This window comes from Peptidiphaga sp., from assembly GCF_057238965.1.
The window spans coordinates 1-12,160 of sequence record NZ_DBHHEV010000070.1; the positions used below are offsets into that span (position 1 = coordinate 1).

At 64.4% G+C, this 12,160-nt stretch carries 9 protein-coding genes; 8 read left to right on the forward strand and 1 reads right to left on the reverse strand.

All coding sequences use genetic code 11. The annotated features are described in order from the left end of the window. Positions 1 to 847: IlvD/Edd family dehydratase (locus ACO48X_RS08530; RefSeq protein ID WP_485001660.1), on the forward strand; the 847-nt coding region annotated here is incomplete at its 5' end. A gap of 164 nt (positions 848 to 1,011) precedes the next feature. Continuing rightward, positions 1,012 to 2,634 carry an aspartate:alanine exchanger family transporter gene (locus tag ACO48X_RS08535; RefSeq protein WP_485001661.1) on the forward strand — a complete coding sequence of 541 codons (1,623 nt, stop codon included), beginning with the start codon at positions 1,012 to 1,014 and terminating at the stop codon, positions 2,632 to 2,634. Positions 2,635 to 2,766: 132 nt separating this feature from the next. Here ACO48X_RS08535 and ACO48X_RS08540 read toward each other — a convergent pair whose 3' ends face one another. Beyond that, on the reverse strand, positions 2,767 to 4,104 hold the full coding sequence (locus ACO48X_RS08540) for a threonine/serine exporter family protein (RefSeq protein ID WP_485001662.1): 1,338 nt from the start codon (positions 4,102 to 4,104) through the stop codon (positions 2,767 to 2,769). A gap of 289 nt (positions 4,105 to 4,393) precedes the next feature. On the opposite strand from ACO48X_RS08540, the gene ACO48X_RS08545 reads away from it, so the two are divergent. The 6 genes from ACO48X_RS08545 to ACO48X_RS08570 all read left to right on the forward strand — a co-directional run. After that, positions 4,394 to 6,214 (forward strand): acetolactate synthase large subunit, encoded by a 1,821-nt coding sequence (locus ACO48X_RS08545; RefSeq protein WP_485001663.1) that lies wholly within the window; start codon positions 4,394 to 4,396, stop codon positions 6,212 to 6,214. Positions 6,215 to 6,225: 11 nt separating this feature from the next. Beyond that, positions 6,226 to 6,744, forward strand: coding sequence for an acetolactate synthase small subunit (gene ilvN / locus ACO48X_RS08550; RefSeq protein ID WP_484992253.1), 519 nt, complete (start codon positions 6,226 to 6,228; stop codon positions 6,742 to 6,744). Between the two features lie 131 nt (positions 6,745 to 6,875). Then, positions 6,876 to 7,907, forward strand: coding sequence for a ketol-acid reductoisomerase (gene ilvC / locus ACO48X_RS08555; RefSeq protein WP_485001664.1), 1,032 nt, complete (start codon positions 6,876 to 6,878; stop codon positions 7,905 to 7,907). Between the two features lie 286 nt (positions 7,908 to 8,193). Continuing rightward, entirely contained in the window at positions 8,194 to 8,757 is a 564-nt protein-coding gene (locus ACO48X_RS08560) for a flavodoxin domain-containing protein (protein WP_485001665.1), read from the forward strand. 630 nt (positions 8,758 to 9,387) lie between these two features. Then, the gene (locus ACO48X_RS08565; protein ID WP_485001666.1) at positions 9,388 to 10,440 is read left to right on the forward strand and encodes a SanA/YdcF family protein; all 1,053 of its coding nucleotides are present in this window, start codon (positions 9,388 to 9,390) and stop codon (positions 10,438 to 10,440) included. A gap of 174 nt (positions 10,441 to 10,614) precedes the next feature. Continuing rightward, positions 10,615 to 12,160 (forward strand): low temperature requirement protein A (locus tag ACO48X_RS08570; RefSeq protein WP_485001667.1); only part of this gene is annotated, 1,546 nt, incomplete at its 3' end.

Here is a 12,160-nt window from a genome sequence, read left to right on the forward strand (position 1 = left end):
AGGCGGCATCCCGGCGCTGCTCGGCGAGCTCGATCGCGCCGGGCTGCTTCGCCGCGACGTCCACGCCGTCCACGCCGACGACCTGGATACGTGGCTCGAGCGCTGGGACGTCCGCAGCGGCGATCCCTGCGAGGAGGCGCTCGACAGATTCAGAGCCGCGCCGGGGCGCGTGCGCACCACTAAGCCCTTCTCGCAAGACGCCACGTGGGAGAGCCTCGACACCGACTCCGCCTCCGGATGCATCCGATCGGTCGAGGAAGCCTATACGAAGGACGGCGGGCTGGCCGTGCTCTTCGGCAACATCGCCGAGGACGGCGCCGTCGTCAAGACCGCCGGCGTGGACGAGTCGCTCTTCCACTTCGAGGGCCGCGCCCGCGTCGTCGAGTCGCAGGAGGCCGGCGTCGAGCTCATATTGTCCAAGGCCGTCGAGCCGGGCGACGTCGTCGTCATCCTCTACGAAGGCCCCAAGGGACGCCCGGGCATGCAGGAGATGCTGTACCCGACGACGTTCCTCAAGGGACTGGGGCTGGGGAAGGCGTGCGGGCTCATCACCGACGGGCGCTTCTCCGGCGGCACCTCCGGGCTGTCGATCGGCCACATTTCGCCGGAGGCCGCGGCCGGCGGGGCCGTCGGGCTGATCGAAGAGGGGGATTTGATCGTCATCGACATTCCCTCGCGAACGCTCAAACTCGACGTCTCCGACGACGAACTCGCCCGGCGCCGCGCTGCCAAGGGCTCGCTTCCGTGGAAGCCGAGCGCCCGCGACAGAAAGGTCTCCAAGGCCCTGCAGGCGTACGCTGCGATGGCCACGAGCGCGGACAAAGGGGCCGTCCGCAGACTTCCCTGAGTCCGACCCCGAGTTTCATCGCCGAGGCCTCTTTACGGGAGAATGTCGCATCCTGCTGCGGGAAAATGTGCGATTTTAGGACTCCCGCCCCAGACTTCCGTGTGTTGTAGGGAACACAATAGGTGGTGTTCCCGTCAAGGTGACCGACCACTCGGAGGCCGTTCGTGAAAACCGTTCTGGAGTACCTGGCAAACCATCACGTCCTTTTCACCTTCCTTCTGGTGGGTGTTGGCATGTACCTGGGAGAAAGGAAGATAAAGGGGGTCGGCCTGGGCGCCGCGGCGGTGCTCTTCCTGGCCATCGCCGTCTCGGCCTACGGGGTTCACCTCGGCGTTCCGGCCAACGCGGACAAGGGCGGGATGATCATCTCCCAAGAGGTCGGCATTTTGGGCTTGGCCATCTTCGCCTTTGCCATCGGCAACAGTTCGGGCAGGAGCTTCTTCCAATCCCTTAAACACGCGGCGCAGCCGATCGCTGCTATGGTGGGAATCCTCATCGTCGCGGCCGCCTGCACCTTCCTCGTCGGCAGGTACGTCTTCGCCATGGACTCGGGAATCATAGCGGGAACGTTCGCCGGCGGTATCACGAACACCCCCGCGCTCGCCGCCGCGGGCGAGGCGTCCGGGCAGGAGTCGCTCGCGACAGTCGGGTACGCCGTCTCCTATCTGTTTGGGGTTTTGGGCATGATCGTCGCCGCGCAGCTGGCATTGCGCAAAGCCCCCGGAGACACCGACACGCCCGATCCCGTCACGCATTACAACGTGCGCGTCGAACGCGACGACCGCCCCACGATCCAGCAGATCGAGGCCGAACTGGGCGGTCCCATTGAGATTTCCCGCATGCGCCGGGGAGAAGAGGGGCTGATCTGGATCCCCGACAACAACGAGGTGCTCGAGAAAGACGACCTCGTGACGGTCGTCGGCACGATCGAAAACGTCAACGACGCGCTCAAGCACCTCGGGCACAAATCGAGCCATTCGCTGCGCTCGGATCGCCGAATGCTTGATTTCCGGCGCATCACGGTGTCCAAGCACAGCCACGCGGGAAAGACGGTGGCCGAACTCGACAAAGAGCTCGAAGAACGATGGGGCGCCAAGATATCGCGAGTTCGCAGAGGCGACGCCGACATGCTCGCCATGCCGAACTTCATGGTCGAGCTGGGCGACCGCGTGCGCGTCGTCGGCCCGACCCTCAAACTCAAAGAAATCTCGAAGTGGCTCGGCGACTCGTCGAAGGGCCTGAGCGACATCAATCCCGTAACGCTGGGTCTGGGACTGGCCCTCGGATACTTCATCGGCGAAATCGAATTCCCGATCCCGGGCGGCGGCCACTTCGCCCTGGGGTACGCCGCCGGCATTCTGATCGTGGGCCTGATTATGGGAAAAGTCGGCAGAATCGGGCCGTTCATAACCGCCTTGCCGAGCACCTCGAATGCGGTTCTGGCCGAGCTGGGGCTGCTCATGTTCCTCGCGCGCGCCGGAACCAACGCCGGAACCCAGATCCTCGAGGCGTTCTCGGGAGGCCACTGGTGGAAGATTTTCATCTTGGGCTTCATCACGACGACGATCGTGGCCGCCTTGCTCTACATCGTCATGCGCGGCGTGTTCAAGATGGGCGGAACGAAGCTTTCCGGCCTGCTCGGAGGTGCGCAGACCCAGCCGGCCGTCCTAGCCTTTGCAAACGGCAGAACCGGGGCCGATCCGCGCGTTGCGCTGGGATACGCGCTCGTCTATCCGGTGGCGATGATCGTGAAGATTCTGCTGGCGCACATCCTCGGAACTTTGTGACCGCCCTTTGGTTTTGGGCCCAGTTGCCGCGGCTGCCAGACGTCCCCGGCTGCCGCCAAGCATTCTCCGCAGCCAGGCTCTTCTCGGCTGCCGGGCCCGTCGCAACTGCCGCGATCCTTCGCCGCGGCGCGGTCAGTGGCGGAAAGGCTCGGGGATCGTCGGGGTTGAGTCTCCCAAGGTCGGGACCTCTGGGGGCTCCTCCATCCGCCAGTGGCGGTCGGTGACCACGCGGGCCAGCGCCAGGCCGACGCCGATCGCCGTCGTCGTCAAAAGCAGCGTGACCGTCGACTCGAGGGCCGTCAGCACGTCTTGACCGGCGCTCATAGCCGTCATCGCGCGGTAGAGCGGGACTCCCGGAATCATGACGACGACCGCCGGAACCGACAGGGTGACGCGTGAAAAACGGGAATGGCGAGAGAAGACATGGGCGATGATGCCGGCGAAGAATGCGGCAATGCCGACGGCGCCTACGGGGTTGAGGTCGGCGTCCTGGCCGACGAGCCTGGCGACGTTGATGATCGTGCCGTTCAGCCCGGCGAGCAGGCAGGCCTGCGCGGGTGCGTTGAACAGCATGGCGAAGCCGTAGGCGGCGATGAAGGTCGCCAGTGCCCTCCCCGCGGCCAGCGGCAGCGGCTCGAGGCTGTAGCCGGGCTGGGTGGTGGAGATCGACCAGTCGAAGATGCTCGAGACGGCCCAGACGGACGCCGCCGTCGCGATGAGCAGCATGACGACGTAGGTTCCGCGGGAGATGCCCGCGATGAAGTCTTGGCGTATGAGGTCCAGTATCGATGTGACGAGGGGGAAACCGGGAACCAGGAAGAGGACGGCTGAGACCATGCCCGCTTGATGCGTCGCGTCGATGACTTCGGTGCTCTGAAGGGAGCCGACGATGGCCATGTAGAGGCCCGACGCGGCGAAGCCGCAGACCATCCACGTCATGAAGTGGTTGACGTGGCGTTTGAGAAGCAGCCTGCGAACCGCCTGCCCGACGAGTGCCGCGACGAGCACGGCCAGGCATTCGACGAGCCCGCCTTTGTTGAGGAAGGCGAAGCCTGCGCAAGCCAGGCCGGAGGCGACGGAGGAGACGGGAATGGAATAGAGTGCCGGGCGCCTGTGAATCTCCTCGATGTCCTTGACGGCGTCCTCGACCAGGAGCGAGGCGGGCAAGGACTGAACGTACGCGTTGAAACGGTCGATGCGGTCGGCGTTCACCCCGAGGTTTCGCTGTTCGACGACCTCCGTGCGGAAGGTGCCGTTTGCCCAGGCCGTCGCCGTGATGGTCGTGTACGTCATTTGGACGTGGAGCCTTTCGACGCCCACGGCTCGGGCGAGGCGCTCCATGCCGTCCTGCACCCGAAAAGCGGACGCTCCGGAAGCCAGCATGTACTGTCCGAGTCTGAGCACGACGTGCGTTTGATGTGCCAAACGCGTGTGCACGGCAAGGGATTCGGGTTGGTGTTTCTCGGTCACTCTTCAACTCTACTTCGCCTCGGAGGGGGTTTCACATCCTGATACCGTTATCCAAAATGTGAGACAAAAGCGCGGCGGCTTGGTTTGTGGCGACATGCGAGTTAACCTCGTATCTATGAAAATCCTTTCGGTACGAAACGGGCGCGTGGCCAACGCTTGCTAGTTTCGTGCTGCGCGCCCCTCGTCGGAGGGGCTTTTTTCATGCCCTTGCCCGGCTTGCGCCGGGCGAAGGCCCCCGGCCAAAGCCGGACAACCGAAAACGACGCAAAAGACGCATAAGGAGGAGCCCATGGCCAAACCGACACCGGCCGATGTGGCCGCCAGCCACGCCGAAAAGGCGCAAGGTTCGATTCGGGAGAAATCCACGGGTGCACGTTCAATCGTTCGCTCGCTCGAGGAGCTTGGCGTCGACGTCGTATTCGGCATGCCCGGAGGGGCGATCCTCCCCACGTACGACCCGATCTTTCAGTCAGACAGGCTTCGCCACATCCTGGTCCGCCACGAGCAGGGCGCCGGCCACGCGGCCGAGGGCTACGCCTTGGCGACCGGCAAGGTGGGCGTGTGCATTGCGACGTCGGGCCCCGGGGCGACGAATCTCGTGACCTCGCTTCTGGACGCCCATATGGATTCGGTGCCGATCGTCGCCATCACGGGCCAGGTGGGGGCAAACGCCATAGGCTCCGACGCCTTTCAAGAGGCCGACATCGTGGGTATAACGATGCCGGTGACCAAGCATTCCTTCCTCGTCACGAGCGCCGAGGAGATCCCCGCGCGCATCGCCGAGGCGTTCCATCTGGCTTCGACGGGAAGGCCGGGCCCGGTGCTCGTCGACGTCACCAAGTCGGCGCAGGTGGAAGAGGCGGACTTCGTGTGGCCGCCGGAGACGGATCTTCCCGGGTACCACCCCGTCGTCAAACCCAACGCCCGCCAGGTCCGCGAAGCCGCGCGGCTCATCGCCACTGCCGCGCGACCCGTCCTGTACGTCGGGGGCGGGGCCATTCGCTCGGGCGCCTCGGAGGCGATCGTCGAGCTTTCTGAGCTTGGGAACCTCCCCGCGGTCACCACGCTGACCGGGCGCGGCTCCGTTCCCGATTCCCATCCGAATCATTTGGGAATGCCGGGAATGCACGGCTCGGTCCCCGCGGTGGCGGCCCTCCAGGAGTCCGATCTCATCGTCGCGCTGGGCGCGCGCTTCGACGACCGGGTCACGGGCCTGGTCGAGGGCTTCGCCCCCTCGGCGAAGGTTGTCCACATCGACATTGACCCGGCTGAAATCTCAAAGAACCGTTTCGCGGACGTGCCGATCGTCGGGGACCTGAAGGAAACCGTGGGCGAGCTCATCTCCGAGCTGCGGCAGGCGCAGCTGCACTACGGAGAGCCGGCGCTCGCCGAGTGGTGGAAGCACATCGAGGGGCTGCGCGAGAAGTTCCCGCCCGGGTGGGAAGAGGTCGACGACGGGCTGCTCGAGCCCCAGCACATCATCTCCCGGTTGGCGCACGTGGTGGGCTCGGAGGACGTCGTCTACGTCACCGGAGTCGGCCAGCATCAAATGTGGGCCAACCAGTTCCTCCGGCACGAGCACCCCAGGCAGTTCATCACGTCTTCCGGCGCGGGCACGATGGGATTCGGAGTCCCCGCCGCCATGGGTGCGAAAGTGGGCTGCCCGAACAAAACGGTGTGGGTGATCGACGGCGACGGCTCCTTCCAGATGACCAATCAGGAACTCGCCACCTGCCGCATCGAGGGAATCAACATCAAAGTGTGCGTCATAAACAATTCGTCGCTCGGCATGGTTCGCCAGTGGCAGACGCTTTTCTACGGCGGAAGGTACTCGCACACCGATCTCAACACCGGCCACGGCACCGTGCGCGTCCCGAACTTCGTCAAGCTGGCCGAGGCCTATGACTGCGCCGCCTGGAGCGTGAAGGAGGGAGACGACATCGACGCCGCCTTTGCCAAGGCGATGGAGATCGACGATCGGCCGGTCCTCTTGGAGTTCATCACCTCTCCCGACGCCGAAGTGTGGCCGATGGTGCCCGCGGGCGTCTCCAACGACGACATCATCTACGCCCGCTCGTTCCGGCCGACCACGGACCCGAACGCCGCCTGAGGAGGAGAAACATGAGTACCCGTCACACGTTGTCCGTTCTGGTCGAGAACAAGCCAGGCGTGCTCACGCGCGTCGCCGCCCTTTTTGCGCGCCGCGCCTTCAACATCCATTCCCTCGCCGTAGGCGAGACCGAGGATCCGCGCATTTCCCGCATGACCGTCGTGGTGGACGCCGCCGAGCTCCCGATCGAGCAGGTGACCAAGCAGCTGAACAAGCTGATCAACGTCCTGAAGATCGTCGAGCTGGATCCGGCCGCGGCCGTCGAGCGCCAGCTCTTGCTCGTCAAAGTCTCGGCGAACGACTCGTCGCGGGCCAATGTGCTTCAGATCGTCGATCTCTTCCGCGCCCACGTCGTCGACGTCGTCCCAGACGCCGTGACCGTCGAGGCGACCGGATCCGACGCGAAGGTCGAAGCCTTCCTCACGGCGCTCGAACCATATGGAATACGCGAGATAGTCCAGTCCGGCGCGGTGGCCATCACGAGGGGCGCGCGTTCGCTCTCAGAACGAGTCGCCGCCGAATTGAACTGACTCGGAGGATAATTGACGGCGACGGCGCGATTCCATTGACCGCCTAAGCCGCAGGAACGCCGGGGCGTGCGAGCGAGCGCAACCGGCCGGAGTTCCGAACTGTCGCTCATTACCGATCAAGGAGAGTAAACGTGGCTGAAATCTTCCACGATGCCGATGCGGACCTGTCGCTGATCCAGTCCAAGAAGGCAGCCATCATCGGCTACGGATCGCAGGGCCACGCCCATGCGCTGAACCTGCGCGATTCGGGCGTCGAGGTGGTTGTCGGGCTCCGCGAGGGTTCGAAGTCGATCGCCAAGGCCGAGGAGCAGGGCCTGGAGGTCGCATCCGTCGCCGACGCCGTCGCCCAGGCCGACGTCGTCATGATCCTGGCGCCCGACCAGTCTCAGCGGGCGATCTGGGCCAACGACATTGAGCCGAATCTCAAGGAGGACGCCGCGGTGTTCTTCGCCCACGGCTTCAACGTCCACTACGGCTACATCAAGCCTGGGCCGACCCACGACGTCTGCATGGTCGCCCCCAAGGGCCCGGGCCACACCGTGCGCCGCCTTTTCGAGGAGGGGCGCGGCGTTCCCTCCCTCGTGTGCGTGGAGCAGGACGCCTCCGGCCAGGCCTTCGAGCTCGCCCTGTCGTACGCCGCAGCCATCGGCGCCGCCCGCGCGGGCGTCATCAAGACGACCTTCCGGGAGGAGACGGAGACCGATCTGTTCGGCGAGCAGGCCGTTCTGTGCGGCGGCGTCTCCCAGCTCATCCAGTACGGCTTCGAAACGCTCGTCGAGGCGGGATACCAGCCCGAGATGGCCTACTTCGAGGTGTGCCACGAGATGAAGCTCATCGTGGACCTCATCAACGAGGGCGGCCTGACGAAGCAGCGCTGGTCTTGCTCCGACACGGCCGAGTACGGCGACTACGTCTCCGGCCCGCGCGTGATCCGCCCCGACGTCAAGGACCACATGAAGGAAGTTCTGGCCGATATTCAAAACGGCTCCTTCGCCAAGCGCTTCATCGACGATCAGGACGCCGGCGCCCCCGAGTTCCTCGAGCTGCGAGCCAAGGGAATGGCCCATCCGATCGAGAAGACCGGGCAGGAGATCCGCAAGCTCTTCGCGTGGAACAACTCGAATCTCGACAAGGATTACACCGACGGCGAGGCGGCTCGCTGAGCGGCGGACCTTGTCTGGTGCGGCCTGGTAGAGCCGGTCGGGCGGAACGGCCCGACTGAGCCCATGCCCAGGCGGGGCTCTCGGCGAGGGGCGGGAATCATCCCGCCCCTCGCTCTGTTTTTGCGACACTTTTCTTTTTTAATATGTCGTGGCAGCGGCAAGACGGCGAATTGTCGCCAATCGCGTCGTGGCGGGTTGGCGACACTGCGAGCGCAGCCCGCGCATCGAGTCTAAAGTGGGGGAGGGGCGGCGCCGTCGTCCTCGACTCGACAAGCGGAGACAAACAATGAGCATTGCCGTCGTATACAACACCGTCACGGGATTCAGCCGCACATACGCGGAATGGATTGCCCAGGATCTTGAGGCCGACCTTCTTTCCTGGGAGGAGGCCAAGGGCGTGAACTTAGCCGAGTATCGCCTGGTGGTCTACGGGGCGGGGGTTCGGATGAGCGCCGTCCGGGGATTCAAGGGTTTCAGGCGAAAGATTAAGCGCGACGGGCTGTACGGAACCGGTCGCGTGATCGTCTTCGCCACCGGCGGCACGCCCGTGCATCCCGACCGCGACTGGCGTTCGCCCGCGGCGACCCTGACGAAGGAGGAGCTCGCACGCGGCACATTCCCCTTCTTCTACTTCGAAGGCGGCATCGCCTACGACGGTCTGAATTGGCCGGAAAAGACGCTTCTGAAGATTTTCTCCAAGCGGGTTCAAAGGCATCGCCATCGCGGCGAATGGGCCGAGGCCGTGGCCAACGGCATCGTCGAAGGCTACGACCATACGGACCGCGAAGCCGTCACGCCGCTGGTCGAGGAAGCGAGGCGCATTCTGGCGTCCGAACGGGCCTCCGGCTGAGCGGGTTTCGGCTGACGGGGGCTCCGGCTGAGGGGGCCTTTGAGCGTTCGGGGTTCGGCGCCGATCTCGAGTCGCTCGCCGAGGAGACGGTCAATGCCGTTCTCGGCAACCTTGAGGCCATGAGAGATCGCCATCCCGACGTCGCTCGCGAACTCGATTGGATTGAGAAGAATGCTGTTGCTATGCGACGGAAGCTGTTTTTAACCTCGCTTGGTTCCTAGTGATTTCGCTTCGGTCGAAGCGATGCTTCAGCCTGTCTCGCCTGCGGCGGGCCTGTGATGAAAATCGTCGGCAAGACGCAGATTCTGCCTGTATGTTTGAAGGGAGACCAGGCAAATCGACCGGGGAGGCGAGATGGACAACTCCAACGGGAACGCGAGATCGTCTCGCGGACGGGCGGCTGATTCGCGTGAGCCGTCGAGGGCGGCGTCCGAGCTTTTCGGCGACGCCGGGAACACCGCTCGAATCTCTGCCCGCAGAGGCCCCAGAGGCAAGCACTCCCATGCCCCTCCGTCCCCTGCGCCGGCCGGCGCGACGCCCCCTTTGGCTGATACAGCTCCCTTGACGGCCGGTGCCGCCGATTGGCGCGCGGGCGCCCCCGGGCAGAGCGGCGACGATTTGGATGCCGTCTTGAGCGGAGCCGATGGTCTGTGCGGGCCGCAGGGCATCGACGATCTCCACGGCGAGAACATAGAGTCCGGCGAGAACGCGGAGTCTGGTGAGAGGCTCGAACTCGGCGGCGACGGAGCATCTTTCGATTTCCGCCCTTCCGCCGACGATCGGCTGGACACTGCGGTGATGGGCTTGGGAACCGGTCGCCGTCGCGTCGCCGATTCGTCGCCTGCGGGCGGTCTCCCCGCTGCGACGGCCGCCGGACACGGACTCGGCTCGGTTTCGGAGCCTTTCGCCCGCAGCCTCCCCGAAAACGCGGATTCTACAGATATACTTGAGAACTCATCGGATACAACCGGGAACTCAACCGGGCCGGGCGACAAGGCGTCCGCGCCACGAAAGAAGAGCTTAGTGAAGAGAATTGTGAAAGTGTGCATGGCCGTAATCGTCACGGGAGCCCTCGTCTTCACCTGCCTCAACCTCTACGTGACGACGTCGACCAACGACTCCGTCGTGACCGTCAATTCGGTGCCTTCGGACGCGAAAGCCGACTGCATTCTCATTCTCGGGGCCTCGGTCCGCGCGAACCGCAAACCGAGCCCCATGCTTCTCAAGAGGCTCGAGCGCGGGCTGGAGCTGTATCGCAAGAAGGCCGCGTCGAAGATTTTGGTCTCGGGGGACAACGCAACCGTCGCATACAACGAAGTCAAGGTCATGCGCGAATGGCTGCAGGCCAAAGGCGTCCCTCCCCAAGACATCTTCGAAGACCACGCTGGCTTTTCGACCTACGAGTCCATGTACCGCGCCCGCGACGTGTTCAAGGTCAAGCGGATGATCGTCGTCACTCAGCGCTATCATCTGGCGCGCGCGATATACACGGGCGACGCCTTGGGGCTGAAAGTCTGGGGTGTCGCGGCCAACGGAAACAACTACTCGGGCCAGCTCAAACGCGACATGCGCGAATGGGTCGCCCGGGTCAAGGATCTCGGGAAGAGCATCTACAAGCCCGAGCCGAGGTTCCTCGGGCCCGCATTGCCGATCTCCGGCGACGGCAGGGCGACGATGGGCTGACCGCCGCCTCTCTGTTTTGGAGGGGAGGGCGATGTTCTGTTGGGGGAGAGGGCGACGTTTTGTTCAAGCTGTTCGGGGCCGACGGCGGCGTCGCGCGCCCCCTCTGCCAACGTGTAGCATCGACGGCGCAGGCATCCATGCTTCGCTGGCGCACGTGATGAAAGGGAGACAGCAGTGTCGGAATCGATAGCGGGCACCGGACGGCGCCTTGACGTCCACCCGGGCAGAAAACAAGAGGTCACCACCCTCGAGCTGCTTTTCGATCTCGTCTATGTATTCGCGCTGGCGCAGCTGTCCGAGCATCTTTTGAAGAACCTCGACTGGCGCGGAGTGCTTGAAACCCTCGTTCTGCTCCTCGCCGTTTTCTGCGTGTGGTCCCTGACCGTTTACGATTCGACCACCGTTCTCATCCGGTCGCGCGCCGTCTATCCCGTCGTCGTCGCCGCCATGCTCGTGAGCCTCGTCATGAACACGGCGATCGGCGGGGCTTTCGGCGGCTCCCCTTGGATGTTCGTGGTTCCCATGCTTGTCCTCCAGTTCGGCAGGACATTCGTCGCCAGGCGCATGGACGTCTACGAGGCGCTTCGCAGGCAGCGGACGGCCGTGGCGATTTGGCTTGGCTTTTCCTCGCTTCTGTGGGTTGCGGGATGCTTCGCGAGCCCAGACCGGCGGCTCTGGCTATGGCTTGCGGCCGCGCTGATCGACCTGGCTGGACGGTGGACCCAGCATCCCCTCCCGAGGTTCGACCGGAGCGAGCTTTCTCGCGTGCCTTTCGATCTAGGGCATCAAGTCAGGCGCTGCCGCCTCTTCTTCATCGTCTGCCTGGCCTCGGGCTTCGTAGCCGTCGGCAATGCGATGAAGCGTCACATTGACGAGCCGCTGAGCGTCGCCGTCGGCCTCCTGTCCCTGACCGCGATCGTCTGCCTGTGGTACATCTATTTCTGGCGGACCGCCGTCATCGACGGTTTGGTCTCCGGCGATTCCGGCCCTTCGGCCAACGGCATCGGACTGGGCCTCCTCGTCGCCGAGGGGCAGCAAATGCTCGCCGCTGGCATCGTGGCGTTCACCGTCGGGATGGAAGTGGCGGTCGGCCAGCCGCGTGAGAGGATCTCTGCCTCCGCCGGTCTGCTCTTGGGATGGGGGCCGGCGCTGTGCCTGATTGCCTTGTGGTTCGTTTTCGTGAAGAGGAAGGTGCGTCCAGAAGGGTTGAATTTCGCCTGCCTGACGATGCTTGGCGTAGGCGTCCTTCTTGCGCTTTTGCGCCCTGCGGGGGCCATAGCCGTCATCGAAGTCGCGATCGTCGCGGTGTGCGCATGCCTCGTGTACGGAAACGGCGTAGGAAAGATGCGTCCCTTCGAGCAGGTCGATTCCGAGGATGTGCAGGATTCAGGCGACGCCCTTCGCCTAGGCGATTGGACCGATGCCAAAGCCGTCCGATTGAACGGCCGTGAGCCTAGGCCTAACAGCAGCGACGGCAAGCTGGACGTTCGAGACGGCGAGCTAGATGCCGGCGAGCTAGATGACAGGGCCCCCAAGTTTGTTGACGGGGCCGGCAAGCTGCTCGATGCGGCCGACAAGCTGGCTGATCGAGACGGCAAGCTGGCTGATCGAGACGGCAAGCTGGCTGATCGAGACGGCAAGCTGGCTGACGGGGACGCTGGAGCGGACGGCCGGAGTCTCAAGAAGGGCGGTCGGATGCTCGACGATCGGATGCTTGACG